Origin of the sequence: Escherichia sp. MOD1-EC5990, assembly GCF_002965285.1 — a bacterium.
Lineage (GTDB): Bacteria > Pseudomonadota > Gammaproteobacteria > Enterobacterales > Enterobacteriaceae > Escherichia > Escherichia coli_F.
In genome coordinates, this window is record NZ_PTRV01000031.1 from 22170 (window position 1) to 40133 (window position 17964).

At 46.4% G+C, this 17964-nt stretch carries 14 protein-coding genes, 1 tRNA gene and 3 pseudogenes; 8 read left to right on the forward strand and 10 right to left on the reverse strand.

Annotation, left to right across the window (positions count from 1 at the left end; genetic code table 11):
- Nucleotides 1-5 precede the first annotated feature (5 nt).
- Entirely contained in the window at nucleotides 6-455 is a 450-nt protein-coding gene (gene alaE, locus BEB42_RS23685) for an L-alanine exporter AlaE (RefSeq protein WP_000492659.1), read from the reverse strand.
- A 666-nt stretch (nucleotides 456-1121) separates the two neighbouring features.
- Between alaE and stpA the strand changes: the two genes are divergently transcribed.
- Nucleotides 1122-1526, forward strand: a complete 405-nt coding sequence (gene stpA / locus BEB42_RS23690) for a DNA-binding protein StpA (protein WP_000115383.1) — start codon at nucleotides 1122-1124, stop codon at nucleotides 1524-1526.
- A 46-nt stretch (nucleotides 1527-1572) separates the two neighbouring features.
- Here the strand turns inward: stpA and ygaP are convergent, their stop codons facing one another.
- Nucleotides 1573-2097, reverse strand: a complete 525-nt coding sequence (gene ygaP / locus BEB42_RS23695; protein ID WP_001229453.1) for a thiosulfate sulfurtransferase YgaP — start codon at nucleotides 2095-2097, stop codon at nucleotides 1573-1575.
- Between the two features lie 9 nt (nucleotides 2098-2106).
- The gene (locus BEB42_RS23700; RefSeq protein WP_097420639.1) at nucleotides 2107-2406 is read right to left on the reverse strand and encodes an ArsR/SmtB family transcription factor; all 300 of its coding nucleotides are present in this window, start codon (nucleotides 2404-2406) and stop codon (nucleotides 2107-2109) included.
- 182 nt (nucleotides 2407-2588) lie between these two features.
- Here BEB42_RS23700 and BEB42_RS23705 point away from each other — a divergent pair, with 182 nt between their 5' ends.
- Together BEB42_RS23705 and kbp are read left to right on the forward strand one after the other, a co-directional pair.
- Nucleotides 2589-2747, forward strand: a complete 159-nt coding sequence (locus tag BEB42_RS23705; protein ID WP_000508177.1) for a YqaE/Pmp3 family membrane protein — start codon at nucleotides 2589-2591, stop codon at nucleotides 2745-2747.
- An 83-nt stretch (nucleotides 2748-2830) separates the two neighbouring features.
- A complete protein-coding gene (gene kbp, locus BEB42_RS23710) occupies nucleotides 2831-3280 on the forward strand; it encodes a potassium binding protein Kbp (RefSeq protein ID WP_000522415.1) in 450 nt (149 codons plus the stop codon).
- Here kbp and csiR read toward each other — a convergent pair whose 3' ends face one another.
- The 7 genes from csiR to BEB42_RS23745 form a co-directional block, all read right to left on the reverse strand.
- Nucleotides 3281-3943, reverse strand: coding sequence for a DNA-binding transcriptional regulator CsiR (gene csiR / locus BEB42_RS23715; RefSeq protein WP_000156814.1), 663 nt, complete (start codon nucleotides 3941-3943; stop codon nucleotides 3281-3283).
- Between the two features lie 20 nt (nucleotides 3944-3963).
- Nucleotides 3964-5364: a GABA permease gene (gabP, locus tag BEB42_RS23720; RefSeq protein WP_001295173.1), complete on the reverse strand. Its 1401-nt coding sequence runs from the start codon at nucleotides 5362-5364 to the stop codon at nucleotides 3964-3966.
- A 237-nt stretch (nucleotides 5365-5601) separates the two neighbouring features.
- Nucleotides 5602-6882, reverse strand: a complete 1281-nt coding sequence (gabT, locus tag BEB42_RS23725) for a 4-aminobutyrate--2-oxoglutarate transaminase (RefSeq protein ID WP_105267582.1) — start codon at nucleotides 6880-6882, stop codon at nucleotides 5602-5604.
- Between the two features lie 13 nt (nucleotides 6883-6895).
- On the reverse strand, nucleotides 6896-8344 hold the full coding sequence (gabD, locus tag BEB42_RS23730; RefSeq protein ID WP_105267583.1) for an NADP-dependent succinate-semialdehyde dehydrogenase: 1449 nt from the start codon (nucleotides 8342-8344) through the stop codon (nucleotides 6896-6898).
- A gap of 22 nt (nucleotides 8345-8366) precedes the next feature.
- Nucleotides 8367-9635, reverse strand: coding sequence for an L-2-hydroxyglutarate oxidase (gene lhgO, locus BEB42_RS23735; RefSeq protein WP_105267584.1), 1269 nt, complete (start codon nucleotides 9633-9635; stop codon nucleotides 8367-8369).
- A 19-nt stretch (nucleotides 9636-9654) separates the two neighbouring features.
- Nucleotides 9655-10632, reverse strand: a complete 978-nt coding sequence (glaH, locus tag BEB42_RS23740; RefSeq protein ID WP_000993112.1) for a glutarate dioxygenase GlaH — start codon at nucleotides 10630-10632, stop codon at nucleotides 9655-9657.
- A gap of 335 nt (nucleotides 10633-10967) precedes the next feature.
- Nucleotides 10968-13220, reverse strand: coding sequence for an alpha amylase C-terminal domain-containing protein (locus BEB42_RS23745; RefSeq protein WP_000491445.1), 2253 nt, complete (start codon nucleotides 13218-13220; stop codon nucleotides 10968-10970).
- Between the two features lie 561 nt (nucleotides 13221-13781).
- On the opposite strand from BEB42_RS23745, the gene BEB42_RS23750 reads away from it, so the two are divergent.
- From BEB42_RS23750 to BEB42_RS23765, 5 genes and pseudogenes are all read left to right on the forward strand, one after another.
- Nucleotides 13782-13857, forward strand: a tRNA-Ile gene (locus BEB42_RS23750).
- 756 nt (nucleotides 13858-14613) lie between these two features.
- Nucleotides 14614-16067, forward strand: a pseudogene (ypjCB, locus tag BEB42_RS23755) (YpjCB family protein).
- A gap of 322 nt (nucleotides 16068-16389) precedes the next feature.
- Nucleotides 16390-16554: pseudogene (locus BEB42_RS23760) on the forward strand (recombinase family protein); the annotation flags it as partial.
- Nucleotides 16555-16819: 265 nt separating this feature from the next.
- Nucleotides 16820-16940: pseudogene (locus BEB42_RS26360) on the forward strand (ATPase).
- Between the two features lie 64 nt (nucleotides 16941-17004).
- The coding region (locus BEB42_RS23765) for an AIDA repeat-containing protein (RefSeq protein ID WP_172954555.1) at nucleotides 17005-17964 on the forward strand (960 nt) is incomplete at its 3' end.

A 17964-nucleotide genomic window follows, 5' to 3' on the forward strand; every position in this document is an offset into this window, starting at 1 on the left:
AAGGGTCAGGCTTTTACCTGCTGGTAACGGCTGACTTTAAACAGTCGGCGGCAATAATCGAGGAAGTAGCCATAAACCGCCCCCATCAACATCGAAACAACGATGTTTGAACTGACCGCCGCCATAATCTGATGCCAGTCTGCGCCCACCACTAACAAGATCGCCACATACACCGGTGACTGGAACGTCACATACGCCAGGATATCCGCCAGATTTTTTACCCAGCCCGACGGACTAACTTTGCGTGCCGCGCGCATAAACAGATCGCGGTACATACCGTATGGCCATGCAATTAAGATGTTCACCGGAATCGCTACCAATCTGGAATAAATAGACTGTTCGAAGCTCATTCCGGAGAGGAAAACTTCAATACACATGTTCACGACAGAACAGTAAACAACCATCGCGAACGTATCTGCAACTGCATGACGCAAGCGTGACTGCGGTGAGAACATGCTAATGCTCCTTAATAAAAGCGTAATGGGACGTTAATAGAGATGAAAGCAGTGGATCTCATTGCCATCTGCATTTTCGCATAGCGTATATCGCTGGCTATGACTAATCAATTAGTGAAAAATTTTTATTTAATCTGTTTTTGTAGATAAAATATTCCGTAGCGGCGCGTTTTTTGTACATTGTGGATTTTTACATGCTGATATGATTTATTTTTAATTAAATCAATTAGATATGCACGTATCTTTATTTTCACTAATGAAAGTTTGGGGGTGAGGTAACGCTATAAGCGTAGAGAGTTCGGTGTATGCAGTGACTGGGTCATTTTCAGCATTTTTTATGCCAGACAATGTACATTAACAGCAGAAAGCACCAGTGAGTGATGTTTATTTTTATTCGTATATATTGCATTTTTATTCGATTTGGTTTTATCAGGCTTGCGGAATTAGCGAGCAGAGAGCGCCGCTCTGTTCACCAATAACCGAAATTACTCATCAAATTGGCTAATATATAATCTTGAAATTATTCTGAGAGTTTCAGAAAATAACAGCTGAAATAATCTCGTGCAGGACTGTAAATAGATTAAATTTTGTGGAAATATAATAAGTGATCGCTTACACTACGCGACGAAATACTTTATGTTTTGGCGTTAAAAGGTTTCCTTTATTATGTCCGTAATGTTACAAAGTCTAAATAACATTCGCACTCTCCGTGCGATGGCTCGCGAATTCTCCATTGACGTTCTTGAAGAAATGCTCGAAAAATTCAGGGTTGTCACTAAAGAAAGACGTGAAGAAGAAGAACAGCAGCAGCGTGAACTGGCAGAGCGCCAGGAAAAAATTAGTACCTGGCTGGAGCTGATGAAAGCTGACGGAATTAACCCGGAAGAGTTATTGGGTAATAGCTCTGCTGCTGCACCACGCGCTGGTAAAAAACGCCAGCCGCGTCCGGCAAAATATAAATTCACCGATGTTAACGGTGAAACTAAAACCTGGACCGGTCAGGGCCGTACACCGAAGCCAATCGCTCAGGCGCTGGCAGAAGGTAAATCTCTCGACGATTTCCTGATCTAATTACTGAGGCCGGATGTCGCTGCTATGGCGCGTCCGGCGTCGCTTCTCAAGCTTGTTGGTTCCACGGCATCTTATCTAACAACCTTGCCATCCCACAAAAACCGCTAATTCCTGCAAACAGTAACCCGGCACCAACAAAGCCACTTAATAAGAAGAAACCACTATTTACGGTATAACCCAGTACAACGCCGATTAATATTAAACCACCCGCGGCGATCTGCACCTGGCGCATTAACGGCAAGGGTTGAGACTTATTTACCGCAACTGGCAATCCTGCTTTTTTCCAGCCATCAATCCCATCTTCGAGTAAAAAGATTTCTGCGGGTGCGGCAATCGCTGCTAATTTATCGGCGTTATTACTGGTGCGTTTACCTGCCTGGCAGTGGAAGATAATTTGCTCACGACGTAATTTAGCCGGAAGACCTGACTGTTCGAGCACAGATAATGGAGCCAAATCTGCTTCAGGAATATGTTCACGAAGATATTCATCAGCATCACGAATATCGATTAACTTTGCGCCGCGTGCGATTAATTCTTGTGCATCATGCGGCGAAATGGTTGTCAAAGCCATAGTGACTCCTTACGGACAATAGACATTTTTCAGGGTGGCGATAATGGCATTTACCGCCTCATTTTTAATGGAATATAGAATGCGTTGGGCATCCCGTTGGCTGTCGATAAGCCCTTCGTCCCGCATACGAGCGAGATGCTGTGATGTTGCAGAGGCACTTAGTCCGGTAATGCGCGTCAGCTCTCCCGCACTGGTACCGGGGGAACCGCTAAGCATGCACAGAATCAGCAACCGTTTAGGGTGGCTCATTGCTTTCAATAAGGCCGCTGCATGTTCGGCACTGGCCTGTAATTGCGCGAGTTCAGTCATAGTTATTTAAGTGTTTTCTAAATTAAGTAAACTCTAAACTAAAAATACAACATATGCCAGCATCAGCCGCGTAAATGAGAGTAAAAGCGTAAGCTGAAACTGGCAGGCTCCGCTAAAATTACTACGCTTAAGAGATAAAATCTCTTTTTAAACAATGAGTAATTTTCTTATAGGGAGTACATATGGGTTTCTGGAGAATCGTCATCACCATCATTCTGCCGCCGCTCGGCGTGCTGCTCGGTAAAGGGTTCGGTTGGGCGTTCATTATTAATATTCTGCTGACACTGCTTGGGTATATCCCCGGTTTGATTCACGCGTTCTGGGTGCAAACCCGCGATTAAACCTGTCCTCACCCCCGCGGCGTTAACGCGCCGCGTTCCTCTGCTACACTTTCTGAGTGTTTCCGTTAACGAATGAGGTAGCTATGGGTCTGTTCAATTTTGTGAAAGATGCCGGAGAAAAACTCTGGGACGCGGTTACAGGTCAGCACGATAAAGACGATCAGGCGAAGAAGGTGCAGGAGCATTTGAACAAAACCGGTATACCTGATGCCGATAAAGTGAATATTCAAATTGCCGACGGCAAAGCGACGGTCACTGGTGACGGCTTAAGTCAGGAGGCGAAGGAGAAAATCCTTGTTGCGGTGGGGAATATTTCCGGTATTGCCAGTGTCGATGATCAGGTGAAAACGGCGACACCAGCCACTGCCAGCCAGTTTTATACCGTTAAGTCTGGCGACACTCTGAGTGCCATTTCCAAACAGGTCTACGGTAATGCCAATCTGTACAATAAAATCTTCGAAGCGAATAAACCGATGCTAAAAAGCCCGGATAAAATTTACCCGGGGCAAGTGTTGCGTATTCCTGAAGAGTAGTTAATTGCCAGCCATTGCCTGCTGGATAATGGGAATTGGCGTCAGTAAATGCTGGCGCATTAACTCACTGGCGCGCGCGGTATCTCGCGCCAGTACCGCCGCAGTCAGGGTCTGGTGCTGATCGCGTTTATCCTCCAGCATTTCCACCGAAAGCACTGTTCGCCGCAGCCAGATAAATCGATAGCGCGCCGCCAGATCAAACAACCGTTCACGCATTTGCAGCAAATAGTGAGAACCACAGCCCGCCACAATTGCCGTATGAAACGCCTGATGACGCAGATCCCACTCATCAAGCATTTTCTCACTGGCGTCACAGGCCTCCAGCTTACTCAGCAGATGCGCTTTTGCGAGAACGTCTGCCTCCCATTCATCGCCACCGCGGGCAATCGCCAGACTGACCAGCATCGCTTCCATATTGGCGCGGGCGTCGAAAATATCGAGCAGCTCCTGCTCTGACATAGACGCCACCCGATACCCTTTTTGATTCACCACCGTGACCAGTCGTTCTGCTACCAGTTGCGAAAGCGCTTCCCGCAACGGCCCAACGCCAAGTGCATAACGCGATGTCAGCAAACTCATCCGTAATTTTTCATCCGGTTGAAAATTACCGCGAATAATATCGTTCTTCAGCCAGCGATAGCCATCCAGAGACGTAATGGTCATGGTGTGACTCCTGATCATTATTAGCGCGTATTATGAACGGGTGTTTTTTGCCACAATACCAGTTTTTTCCAGCGCGCCATAATCGGCACGGTACAGATTATCCCTATCGCTAATAAACCGGTGGAGATCACTTCTAACTGTTGCGCCGGGCGGAATAGCATCACTACCAACACAAAGGTAATAAAGCCGATTACCAGCCAGGTGAGCCACGGATAAAGCCACATCCGCAGGCGAATTTCGCTTCCTTCTGCTCGCAGAATTTTGCGCATCCGCAATTGTGAAACGGCGATGACTAAATAAACCAGCAGGGCGATAGCGCCGGAGCTGTCGATCAGAAATTTAAACACTTTCGCAGGCGCGTAATAGTTAACCACCACCGTTAAAAATGCCGCGCCGGTGGAGAGTAATACCGCCACATACGGGGTTTTACTGCGGTTGATTTTACCCATTACCGCGGGAGCATCACCGCGACGGCTTAAGGAGTAGAGCATTCTGGAAGCGGTATACAGCGCCGAGTTCAGGCAACTGGTTACGGAAAGTAATATCACGCAGTCCATGATTAATTTCGCATGGGGAATATTGAGCAATTCCAGAACCGAGCGATAAGATCCAACGGCTTTCAGCCCCGGCATATTCCACGGTATTAATGCCACGACGACAAAAATAGAGCACAAATAGAAGATAGAAATACGCCAGATAACCGAGTTGGTGGCGCGGACAATATGTTTTTCCGGCGTGTCGGATTCCGCGGCGGCAATGGTGACAATTTCTGCGCCCATAAACGAGAACATGGTGATCAACATCGCGCTTAATACCGCACCGAAGCCATTGGGCATAAAGCCGCCGCTATCCCACAATCTTGAGATCCCGCTCACTTCGGCATAAGGGTAAAAACCGCTAATTGCGACTGCACCAAGGAAAATAAAAGCCAGGATAGCGATGACTTTGCACAGCGCCAGCCAGAACTCAAATTCGCCGTAGTTTTTAACGCTTAATAAATTACTGCCAGTTAAGGCGAGGGTAATGACGAGTGAAAATAACCAGATGGGAATGCCTGGAACCCACGAGTGCAGGATCATGGCGGCGATGTTGGCTTCCAGCGGGATAACCAGTACCCAAAACCACCAGTACAGCCAGCCGATGGTATAACCCGCCCAACGACCAATAGCTTTATCGGCATAGGTGGAAAACGAACCCGTGTCGGGCGTGGCAACCGCCATTTCCGCCAGCATTCGCATAATCATAACCACCAGTAATCCGGCGAACAGATAGGCCAGTAATACCGCCGGGCCCGCTTCGGCGATGGCGACGCTGGAACCGACAAACAGACTTGCGCCGATAACACCGGCAATAGACAACATGGTGACGTGGCGTGACTTCAGCCCGCCGCCTAACTCATGTGGTTGCGATGATTGCCCCATCCTGAATCCTCTCGAAAGTGTGACACTTGGGAGAGCGGCCCGACATTTCCCGCGTCGGGTCACGCGTTTAATTGTTATTGGTTCTTTTTGCCGGAGAGCGGCTCCGCCTTATCCGGCCGACATAGATTTATTCCTGTTCACGTACAGATTGTTGGATGCGGCGTAAACACCTTATCCGACCTGGATTCTCGTAGGCCGGACAAGACGCGAAGCGTCGCCTCCGGCATGGGTGCGGTGCTACTGTTTCGCCTCAGCAAAACACTGGCTGATGATCTCCAGACCCTGACGGATCTGAGCATCTTCAATAGTGAGCGGTACAAGGATGCGCAGCACGTTGTAATACGGGCCGCAGGAGAGAAGAATCAGGCCTTTATCGCGGGCGCGAGCCACGATCTCGGCGGTGAGTTTGGCGTCCGGTTTACTGTGATCGCCACCTTCAAACAGCTCTATAGCGATCATCGCCCCCAGCCCGCGAACGTCGCCGATCTCGGTGTGTTTTTCGGCGATCGCCAGCAATCCGTCTTTCAGCTTTTGCCCCAGATCGTTGGCTTTTTGCAGCAGATTTTCCTGCTCGAATACCTTTAACACTTCCAGCGCTGCCACGCAGGCAATCGGGTTACCCGCATAGGTGCCGCCAAGGCCGCCCGGTGCGACAGCGTCCATCACTTCGGCGCGCCCGGTGACGCCCGCCAGCGGGAAGCCGCCTGCGATCGATTTCGCAAAGGTGGTGAGATCCGGCGCCACGCCCATCTGTTCCATCGCAAACAGTGTGCCGGTACGCCCCGCGCCGCTTTGCACTTCATCGGCAATCAACATGATCCCGTGCTCGTCACACAGCGCGCGTAAACGCTGCATAAATGCAGGTGTCGCGGCGTAGAAACCGCCTTCGCCCTGAACCGGCTCAATCACGATGGCGGCGATATCTTCCGGCGCCGCGTCATTTTTAAAAATTCGGTGAATACTTGCGATAGCGTCATCTTCACTGATCCCGTGGAGCGGGCAAGGATAAAGCGCGCGATAAACATGGCCCGGCATCAGGCCCATCCCAGCAGAGTACGGATTCACCTTGCCAGTCAGCGCCAGCGTATAGTGCGTGCGCCCGTGATACGCGCCGCTAAAGGCGATGGTGCCGCTACGTTTGGTGGCGGCGCGGGCGATTTTCACCGCGTTTTCCACCGCTTCGGAACCAGTCGTCACCAGCAGCGTTTTTTTGGCGAAATCGCCCGGCACCTTCTGATTCATAATCTCGCACAGCTCCAGATACGGCTCGTAAGCCAACACCTGGAAGCAGGTGTGCGACAGTTTTTTCAGCTGCGCTTCCACCGCCGCAACCACTTTCGGATGCAGGTGCCCGGTATTGAGCACCGCAATCCCGCCCGCGAAATCAAGATACTCACGGCCTTCAACGTCCCACACCCGGCAGTTTTCTGCGCGATCAGCGAAAATCGGGTGAATTTGCCCAACGCCACGGGGAATCGCCTGACTGCGGCGTTGCATTAACTCTTTATTGCTGCTCATTCGCGTTCTCCAGTTAAAGACCGATGCACATGTATTTGATTTCTAAATAATCTTCGATGCCATACTTCGAACCTTCACGACCCAGCCCCGAGGCTTTTATGCCGCCGAACGGGGCCACTTCATTGGAAATAATGCCGGTATTGATACCGACGATGCCGTATTCCAGCGCCTCGCCCACGCGGAAGACGCGGCTTAAATCACGGGCGTAAAAATAGGCGGCAAGGCCAAACTCGGTGTCATTGGCCTGCGCAATCACATCGGCTTCATCTTTAAAACGGAATAGCGGGGCGAGGGGGCCGAACGTCTCTTCTTTCGACACTTTGGCGTTGACCGGAACATCCACCAGAATGGTCGGCTGGAAGAAGTTGCCGCCGCGTTCATGTGCTTTGCCTCCGCAAACCACGCGCGCGCCTTTCTCCAGCGCATCGGCGATATGCTCTTCCACTTTTGCTACCGCTTTTTCATCAATCAGCGGCCCAATGGTGACGCCTTTTTCCAGTCCGTCACCGATGTGCAGTTTGCTCACAGCCTGCTGCAATTTTTCGGCAAAGCGGTCATACACGCCGTCCTGCACATACAGGCGGTTGGCGCAGACGCAGGTTTGCCCGGCGTTACGGAATTTCGAGGCCAGCGCGCCTTCCACGGCTTTATCGAGATCGGCATCGTCAAAGACAATAAACGGTGCGTTGCCGCCCAGCTCCAGCGACACTTTTTTGATGTCTTTCGCGCACTGTTCCATTAACTGACGGCCAATTTCGGTCGAGCCGGTAAACGACAGCTTGCGCACCAGCGGGTTGCTGGTCAGTTCGTTACCGACCGCGCCCGCCGAACCGGTGACCACGTTAAATACGCCAGCCGGGATGCCCGCGCGAATCGCCAGCTCTGCCAGCGCCAGCGCAGAGAACGGCGTCTGACTGGCGGGCTTCAGCACCATCGTGCAGCCTGCCGCCAACGCCGGACCGGCTTTACGGGTAATCATCGCCGCCGGGAAGTTCCACGGCGTGATAGCGGCGGTAACGCCAATCGGCTGCTTGATAACAATCAGGCGTTTATCGGCCTGATGACCGGGAATGGTGTCGCCATAAATACGCTTGCCTTCTTCGGCAAACCACTCAATAAAGGAGGTGGCGTAGCTGATTTCGCCTTTCGCTTCAGCCAGCGGTTTACCCTGTTCGAGGGTCATCAGGCGCGCTAAATCGTCCTGATGTTCCATCATCAAATTGAACCAGTTACGCAGAATGTTGGCGCGTTCTTTGGCGGTAAGGGCACGCCAGGCGGGCAGGGCGCGGTTGGCGGCGTCGATAGCGGCGCGGGTTTCATCTGCGCCCATTTTGGGTACGCTACCCAGCTTGTCGCCGTTTGCCGGATTAGTGACCTCGATGACTTCGCCATTGTTGGCGTCCAGCCACTCCCCGTTAATTAACGCCTGCTGGCGGAATAAGTTACTGTCGTTCAGTTTCATCGCTACATCCTGTTTTCAAAGGTTATTGATTAAAGGCGGCGTGTAAGGCATCCACACTACGTGCCGCTCGCAGCGTGCGTCCGGGGTTACTCTGGCTTGCCAACAGCGTTTGTACCTTGCTGACAATATGCGCACCAATAGGAATTGCTGATGTCGCTGCCGGGGAGGGCGCATTGCAGGTGTGGAGCGTGCGCGGGGTGGTGACAAACAGAAAATCGTCAATCAGCTTGCCGTCCGGCGATACTGCCTGCGCCCGCACACCGGCGGGCCAGGGCTGGAGATCGCTTAACGAAAGCCCGGGACAATACTTTTGCACCAGCCGCAGATAGCCGCTTTTGCACAGCGAGTTTTTCATCTCGCCCAGTCCTGAGCGTAGATGGTTTTGCAGCACCCGGCGAATCCCCGACGAGCCCAAAATCTCCAGCGTGTCGCTAAATGAGAAGTCGCGCTTGCGATAGCCTTCGCGTTTGAACGCCAGCACCGCGTTTGGCCCGACGGTCACGCTGCCGTCGATCATGCGGGTGAGATGCACGCCCAAAAACGGCATTGCCGGGTCGGGGATGGGGTAAATCAGGTGGTTAACAATCTGGTTATGCGCCGGGGCAAGGCGGAAATATTCGCCACGGAACGGGCAGATGATAAAGCCCGGTTCGAGTCCGAGCATTTTCACCAGCCGGTCAGCCATCAGCCCGGAACAGCTAATCAGCGTCGATGCTTCATATTCACCGCCCTGACGGGTCCGTATCACCACGCCGTTTTTATGCTCACTGAGAGCGCTGACTTCGGCGTTATAAATAATCTCACCGCCTTTGGCCTGGAAGATTTTTGCCATTGCCGCTGTCACTTCGCGGTAGCTGACAATACCGCTGGACGGCACAAAAATGCCGCCCAGTCCGGTGATATTCGGTTCGCGCTCGCGTAGCTCCTCGGCGTTTAACCACTCGCGCTCAATACCGTTCGCCGCTGTGCGTTCCCATAACGCCCGCATCCGCTCCATTTCGAGATCGGACGTGGCGACCAGCATCTTGCCGCAGTTGTCGTAGCGAATGCCGTTTTGATCGCAAAAGGCTTTGGTGGCGCGGTTTCCCGCCAGGCAAAACTGCGCCTTCAGGCTGCCGGGCGTGTAATAGACCCCGGCATGGATCACGCCGCTGTTGTGGCCCGTCTGGTGACAGGCCGGGCCGGACTCTTTTTCCAGCAACGCAATGCGGGCGTCCGGATAGACATCAATCAGTTGCATGGCGGTCGACATGCCAATGATGCCGCCGCCAATAATCACAAAATCATACATCCGCTCAATTCCTTTGCGCTTACTGATGCGTCTGGTAGTGGTGAGTGGCGTAAGCGAAATAGCCGCGCTGGCGCATCAGTTCACGACGCAGATCCGGATGTGCGGTAAAGCGGTCGCGACCGTGCAGCCAGAACAGATTGTTAATCAACAGGAATTTGCCAACGGGAACGGGCACAGAAAGTATGCCTTTGCTGGTTTCAATGGCGTCCGAAAGCTCGCTCAACCACACGCCTTCTTCGAAGTCTTTCGGCTGGACGAACTGGTCGATATAGCGCATCACCGGGCGGCCCTGCTGGTCGACGTCGAACACCGGATGGAAAACATCTTTGCTGACGTTTTTACTCGGCGGCGCAGCAAAGCGCATCGGACGGCGCGCCAGCGGATGGCGGAAATAGTGCTCCAGATGTTCCCAGTCATCGAGATGCAGCAGCAGCGAGTTACCCCCCTGCATGTTTTGCTCGTCGATTTTCATCATCAGCACGTAATCAGTGATCTCTTCGACGTAGGTGCCGTCGTTGTGCAACTCCATTACGCGATGCGGCTGACGCAGATAGCTGTCTGAGTTATCGACATTTTTCACCACAAAACGCGCGTAATACTGACCGCTCATGGCGTCGAAATTTGAGCGGCCAATCAGATGCGCCACCGCCGTTGCCAGCTTTACCATCTCATCTGCCTGCGCGACATCATCGACACCTACCGCATTAATTAACAGCGCACCTTCAGCACGGTTTAGCAGCGTCTTCAACAGCAACGGTTGCAGCTGATTCGCACACAAATCATCAAGAATTTTGCCTACCCGAAAACGCAGAAACGATTTGTACTCCAGCGCCTGCACGGGCCATTCGGCAACCTGCTCGAGAAACTGTTTGGTCGTCTGTTCGGTGAAGGTGAGTTCCAGCAGACGCGGGGATTGCGCCGACGGGATGAGAGTGAATCCGCTATAGTCCTGGCCTGAATCGACAGCGTTATTTTGTACGGCGGTCAGTGCATTCATCAGAAGCGATCCTCTTATGAGATGTAGGGTGACATGGCGATGCTCATTTCGTAGCCATAATCTAAAAATATCTACATTTCTGAAAAATGCGCACAAAAGCGACATATTGTTTTCTTATTGTGATCAAAAGCAACAAATTAGTAACATTTAATGTAGGGTATTAAGGCAAAGTGAGACAGGAAATGAATAACTAAAGCAACAGGTTAGGGAGAGCTACCATCAGAGAACAGATTATCTGGTCGATAAAAAACAGTAAATGGCTTCACTGCAAAATGACCGTTAGTAAACTAAACATATCATCTGCCCCGTTTTAGCGGGGCAGATATAACATTAAATTACAAATAGAAATAGTTCGGCGGTTCTCCTGTTTTCCCTAAAAGAAGAGCGCTGCGCCCAGGAATATTGATATTTAGAGCTCCGCCTCTAAGCGTAAATACTTTACCTGGGGGAATACTTTTGCGTGTATTATTATTATTAATGGTAACGCTATTACTCCCCATGTTTTTATATATTCCTGGTTGCAATTTGTTAGGCCAGGTACCTTCAACTTCTTCGTTTCCTTTATTTATTATAACTAGTCCATCATGAGGAGAGTGATTAATGTTCACAGAATCCCCACGACTAAAGGCCAGAACATTTTTAGTTGCAAATACACCCTCAAATGCGCTCCATATTCCTTCTTTATCTATATATAATGCGTGGAATTCATTGTAGAGCTGCTGATAGGTAGAGCAACCTTTATTAAGCCACGCCTCACCGCCGACACGAGTGGACCCATCATCATTTTTAATCTCAGTCGTTGATTTTAATACCTGACCATCCCAGTAAACTAAAGGCCTGCTGAACGGGAGAGCGGCCATATATGCCATTGCTAATTGTTCATCTTGCTGATGGTTAAATAAAAAGTCATTGAAAAGATTACCATTGTTAGGGAAATCGTGGTTGATGTTAATCAATATCCGTCTTTCTGATGGGATGCTTGAGATTGCGGAACCCGGTTTTGATGCAAGGGTTTGGAGATCTCCACCGAATGAAAAGGCTTTTATCGTCTTCATGAGCAATGAAAAATCAATGGCGCTTAAATCATCTCTTTCATAAAGCAGCGATGACATTTGTTGTTCATCTAACGGACAAGTTACCAGGTATTCCATGTAATTCATAACAGCTTTTTTTTGATATTTTGGATTAAATAAATTTGTATTGTGCAACCGCTCATTATAATTTTTAAGCGGTGGGGTTATCGACCTCTCTATTTGTTCATGTTTTGAGTGTTTTGCTGCATCATAACGTAAACCTCGTACGCCATATTTTCGCATTTCACGAACGTATTGATTTTGCAACATAATAACCTGGTCACTTTTGGGTGTTGTTTTAGGCATTCCATTTAAACGCTTTTCTTTTAATGCATGGAGGTTTTCCCATTCATCCTTAGAAATATTATCTTTACTTGCTTCGAAGTCTTTTGCAGTGAGATGTATATCTTCTGGATGGATTTGGTCACGTTCTTTTGTTACTGGATCTATAATAAAGGGAATCAAGACCTGACCTTGCCAATAGCCAGGGATACCACTTTCTATATCTTTACTAATCTTCGCTCGTATATCGGCAGAGGGATAATCCAGATCATTTTTACCACTTCCTCCGATCCCCATAAAGTTAAATGTATAATCAGGAATGATATCGATGCCAAATTTTTTGGCATCTTTAACCAATGCGATAAAATCCTGCAAATCTCCCATTGGATTATGGATGGTACAAAGATCTTCGGGTTGATAAGCGTGATACCAGTAACCTTTTTCTTCTTCAGGTGTTTCTGGTCCGTCGGCGCGGAAAGTTGTTACGGGAGGGATTTGTATATAACCATAATGGCAACGTGCAAACTCGGCCATATTTTTCCTGATTTGCTGGTAGGTGGCATTAAAAGCATGAAGAATCGCCTCGCCAGGTTTTTTGGGTGTGATGATTTCACATTGTGATTTCTGATCAGCAGTAAGAGATTTACGCTCAAGTGTTTGCCGTAGATGTTCTGGATTGATTAATATTTTAAATGTTTCTTGCTGGCCGGAAGGTGACGTTACGTTAATATTATATACATCAGCTGCCAGTTCATAGTCAGGAATGTTAATAGCATATGCAACATACTTATCTTTTGGAGACGGTTTGTCAGATATAATGTGAGTGAAATGTTCAGCTGGACCATACTGATGAACACCGCTGTTATCACCTCTTTCAATCATTGTATCTCGTTGATAAACCCATGTTTTTCCTTCTCCTATCCTGTCTGGCGCTGTAATGCTACGCTGTGCTGCTTTATTCAACTCTCGGTAAGTTGTATCTGGAAAAAGGGAAATTTTATAATCGTTTTTTAACAGATCATTAATGACTTTTTCTGCGTGAAAAGTTGATATAATTTCTCTGTCTTTTAAATCCTGAGGATAAACTCCACAAGAATTAATAATATTTGTTATACAGTTTAGATATTCTAATGTATTTAATTTGGAATTTAGAACCCCGTCAGTAATGTTCCATGATAACAATGTGGGGTTGTCGATAGGTAAATTTCTTGGTCCTGGTTTTATAGAAAACATAATAAAGTTCCTCTAATGGTAGAGTAATATGGTGTATACGGAAACATAAAAATGTTTAATTGTTGTGAAAGTAATTGCAAACAGATGTCCTACTTTTATCCAATATTTATATGGAAAAGGATAATGCTTAAATCTGTTTTTTTTAATTATCGATGTGGTCTGGAGAGGCAACTGTCAAAAATCGCTCATACGAAACTAATGATTAGCAGAATAAGATCTATGAAAGAATATATTGCTATATGAAGTTTATTTTTATGGGGTGAAAAGTAACAGATATCATAATGATGCGAAAACTCTTCAGTTAATGTAATAAACTTATATTATTAGATACAAAATCATTACAAAGTATCATTGAATCGATGATAACTATAGATTGTGCTAATTATTAACATTTGCTTGTTGACTGCGAGTATCGACTTTGCGAATGGAGGTGGTGTCGGGTTTTATGTCGCAGGTATTGACGACCCAGGATGGATGAGAACGCATAAAAAATCTGTTATTTACATCATAAGATCATCATGTTTATTGCGTGATTTATAAGTATTGTTATTGCATACTCAAGGCCCTTTAGCTCAGTGGTTAGAGCAGACGACTCATAATCGCCTGGTCGCTGGTTCAAGTCCAGCAAGGGCCACCAAATCATTATTCACGTATCAGGAAGAGTTAAGGTTACAAGGGGGACTCGATGGCGGTCAATATTTCACGACTAACGCCATTTTAAAGAAGCAATGCGGTAGGTGGTTTCGAATGAGGGCTGGTGTTTTGGTACGTGGCACGCCACTGCAATGTATTTATCCATCAGTACTCATTCAAAAGTACCTGGAAAAAATGCCCGCTATGCCAAGCGGGCAAATTGCTTACATGTGGAATTAAGTAATTAACGATAAAGCCAGAGTATTATCATTTATCATGCATCTTCATTTAATCAGGTTAATTACTCAAATCACTGAACTATTCTCTGTTCGCTCACTGATGATAAGTGAAGTGTCACAACCACGATTTGTATGTGGACCAATGCCGTAGAGTAAGGATGAAATGTCTCTGCCACGCCTTAAACATCTACTACTGACTAGAACCGCCGTCGAATGCAGAAGAGTCTTGTGAGCGTTACAGGAGTCTGGCTTTGGTCATTAATCAACGCTATTTAGATATAAATTTCTAACACTCAAAAAACGATTCTCACGAATAAATTATAACGGGTGGTTTTTATCATACAGTGAAATAACCTTTTGCTTATTAAATTTAACATTCTTGTGCTAAATTAATTAAAAGTACCATGTATAGCATATGAAGCTGTTAATGCCAGCAATTGTCTCAAATGAGCGATTTTTTATAGTGACAAACAATAATAACATTAAAAATAGCCATGTAGACATTAACTGAGGAATAGACAATGTTAGTTAGTAAAAGCAACGAAATTAACACTAGCACATTTATAAATAGTGGAAATTGTAATGAAAGAAAATCTTCTAAATCCATGGAGTTACTAGCTTATAGTATTATAAAATTAATTTGTAAAGAAGCTGCCTCAGGGACGTATAACGGTGCTCTTGAAATTTTACAAAAAATGATGTCTGAATGTAAATATCATGAAGGCAATGCTTTTGTCATTATGGGAGCCGGAGAACAATTAAAACGTATTAAATATGATGCTAATGAAAATAAATTAAAAGTATACAACGTACACTTTGATAATAATCAAGAGTTAGTTGCTGATGGTGAGCCTGACGTCGTATGTTTAAAAAAAACGGTGTGGGAAGACCTTCTCGTTAAACTAAAGCTGGAGAACAAAGAAAATGCGGTTTCTGAAATTAACCTGTCATCTAATAAAAATAATGTTGATCAGTTTATTGAATGCGCTAAGAGAAATGAACAGACCCTATTCGACAATATAAGAAAAAGTGATTTTCATGTTGCTTCACTTCAGCCAGGTAGAACGCGTAGTGTTATTTCAGAAACGCCGCCAAATGACTGTATGGAATCACATAATTTATATGAAAACCACACAGATAAGGTTTCAACTGTAACTAAAAATTCTCAGCAAGTTAAAGGTCACTATGGAGATAAGTTGAAAGAAATGCAGTTGTTCCTCAACCAGATGAGCAATGCACTTCAACAGGATTCATCTTTGTTAGAGTCAAAGGAACACACCATAGATATTCAAGAAAAAACGAATAAGTTTGTGCAGCATTTTCAGCGGGTATTATTTGATAAAAATGGAAGGTCATCAGAGTTTCTACTTAATTTTTATGAGTGTTGCTATAAGTTTTTACCAAGAGCGCAGCCTCAAGATAAAATCGATAGCTATAATTCAGCACTGCAAGCTTTTTCCATATTTTGTTCATCTACGTTGACACATAATAATGTAGGGTTTAATTTCAAATTATTTCCAGAAGTCAAGCTGTCTGGAGGAGATCTTGAAACGGTATTCAAATACAAAAATGGCAATTTTGTCTGGGAGATAGCCAGAATTAAAATTACTCTCCCAAAAGAAGAGGGGGGGTTATATAATTTAGGTGGATTGGACTTTAAGGGGTGCTTCTTTTCTGGACAGAACTTCAGTAACTATGATATTAAATATGTGAACTGGGGGACGTCATTGTTTGATGTTGATACTCCGTGTATTTTTAATACGCCTGCTAACAATGAGAGTTATGAAAAATCATTAAAGCCTGTGAGCGAAAACGGTTTAAATGGAGTCTTATCTGATCGTAATAAAAAAATAAAAATGATCACGGGCGTGGCACCATTCGATGGTATTTCATCTATGGATGATGACTTTGATGATAGTTCCTCTGAGGATGAGCCCGTTGAGAATAGTCTGTTGTGACTAGGCCCCTTGTATAAAGTTCTAAAAGCAGTTTTCAATGATAAATAAATGGCGATTTTTACAAAGAGATAATAACGTAGATTGAAATAATATGTATTATTGATTGAGTAAACGGGATTATTCTTCACACTGCATCCATTTTGCTGTCACTACCAAAGTAAAAGGGGCTATGCTTTCACGTAACCCCTTGATTTATTTGATGAGTTGGCGGTGTCTGAACTGGTGCTGTAATTGGTTGAAATATTTCATCTAATGTCTGGTTCAACTTTCCTTAGCTGCCTGAAAGTTTTTTTGATATTACCCATCAATAATAGGGTTACGGTGTACCACGCCTGACTGATGAACTGCGTGCTCAGAGTTACCACTTCAGCGCATAACCGTGGCAGCAGGCCCGGACAGAACAAACGGCTCAGGACATTATCGGTAGGGGACGTACTGGTAGTCTGTAAACTAAACCGACTGGGGCGCAGTATGCGGCATCTTGCCGTGCTGTTGGAGGAGCTGTGAGAACGTGGTATTAACTTTCGTGCTCTGACTCTACCAATATTTGCCCAACAATCGGTGGACGAAAGCTGTAAAAGTAAAACAATCTGCAATCTCAATATTATTGCGTGATTTTTATGTGAGCAGAAGATATTCATCAGAAACGATTATGTAAATCATTTTATTTTTCCGACGGCTTCAATGTCGAAAGAAAAGAATACGCCCGTATTTCCTGAATAGATTGACTTTTTTATCCAACCACACTTCAGCGCACTGTGTTTAAAAAATGCCTCTTTCTTATGCGGAATATCATCATTTCATCATGATGTCTTTGATGAGCGGTGAACACAATACACTTGCGCTGTCTCTTCAGGATGAATCCCCTTGGTCTGGTGCCTGTGGGCTGATGTTGCAGCAGAGCTAAGGTTGCTTAAACGCTACTCAGTATTCACTTTTCAGAGGATGAAATTTATGAACAGGACCAGTCCCTATTATTTTCGCCGCTCAGTACTTTCCTTATTGATATCTGCTTTGATATATGCCCCACCAGGGATGGCAGCTTTTACTTCAACCGTTATTGGCGTGGTAAACGATGAGACTGTAGATGGCGTCCAAAGAGTGGATGAACGAGGTACAACAAATAACACTCATATTATCAACCACGGTTATCAGGATGTTTATGGCGGGGTATCTAATGGAAGTATTATTGAATCTGGTGGATATCAAGATGTAGGAGGTCATTACAATTTTGTGGGGCAGGCTAATAATACAACCATTAACGGGGGCAGACAGACAATTCATGACGGGGGTATTTCCACAGGTACGATAATCGAGAGTGGCAATCAGGACGTTTATACGGGTGGTATCAGCAATGGAACGACAATTAAGGGGGGTAATTCACACATAAGTGGGGGGACTGCGAATGGAACAATCATTGATGGTGGCAGCCAACGAGTAACAACTCAGGGGCATGTCGACAGTACAACAATAAATAAGTCTGGCTCTCAGGACATCACGCAAGGAAGTCTGGCAACGAACACAACCATAAATGGTGGTCGACAGTATGTTGAACAGAGCACAGTAGAAACAACCACCATTAAAAATGGCGGTGAGCAAAGAGTATATGAAAGCCATGCGCTGGACACGACGATTGAAGGTGGAACTCAGTCTTTGAATAATAAGTCAACGGCAAAATATACTCAGATCTATTCTGGAGGTACTCAAATTGTTGATTACACCAGCACCTCGGATGTTATTGAAATTTATTCCGGTGGCGTGCTTGATGTTAGTGGTGGTACGGCAACAAATGTTACCCAGCACGATGGTGCAATTTTAAAAACAAACACTAACGGTACGACGGTGAGCGGTACGAATAGTGAAGGGGCATTCTCTATTCACAATAACGTGGCAGACAATGTGTTGCTGGAAAAC

Coding starts and splice junctions, on each gene's coding strand:
- alaE (WP_000492659.1), bottom strand. CDS start 455: ATGTTCTCACCGCAGTCACGCTTGCGTCATGCAGTTGCAGATACGTTC.
- stpA (WP_000115383.1), top strand. CDS start 1,122: ATGTCCGTAATGTTACAAAGTCTAAATAACATTCGCACTCTCCGTGCG.
- ygaP (WP_001229453.1), bottom strand. CDS start 2,097: ATGGCTTTGACAACCATTTCGCCGCATGATGCACAAGAATTAATCGCA.
- BEB42_RS23700 (WP_097420639.1), bottom strand. CDS start 2,406: ATGACTGAACTCGCGCAATTACAGGCCAGTGCCGAACATGCAGCGGCC.
- BEB42_RS23705 (WP_000508177.1), top strand. CDS start 2,589: ATGGGTTTCTGGAGAATCGTCATCACCATCATTCTGCCGCCGCTCGGC.
- kbp (WP_000522415.1), top strand. CDS start 2,831: ATGGGTCTGTTCAATTTTGTGAAAGATGCCGGAGAAAAACTCTGGGAC.
- csiR (WP_000156814.1), bottom strand. CDS start 3,943: ATGACCATTACGTCTCTGGATGGCTATCGCTGGCTGAAGAACGATATT.
- gabP (WP_001295173.1), bottom strand. CDS start 5,364: ATGGGGCAATCATCGCAACCACATGAGTTAGGCGGCGGGCTGAAGTCA.
- gabT (WP_105267582.1), bottom strand. CDS start 6,882: ATGAGCAGCAATAAAGAGTTAATGCAACGCCGCAGTCAGGCGATTCCC.
- gabD (WP_105267583.1), bottom strand. CDS start 8,344: ATGAAACTGAACGACAGTAACTTATTCCGCCAGCAGGCGTTAATTAAC.
- lhgO (WP_105267584.1), bottom strand. CDS start 9,635: ATGTATGATTTTGTGATTATTGGCGGCGGCATCATTGGCATGTCGACC.
- glaH (WP_000993112.1), bottom strand. CDS start 10,632: ATGAATGCACTGACCGCCGTACAAAATAACGCTGTCGATTCAGGCCAG.
- BEB42_RS23745 (WP_000491445.1), bottom strand. CDS start 13,220: ATGTTTTCTATAAAACCAGGACCAAGAAATTTACCTATCGACAACCCC.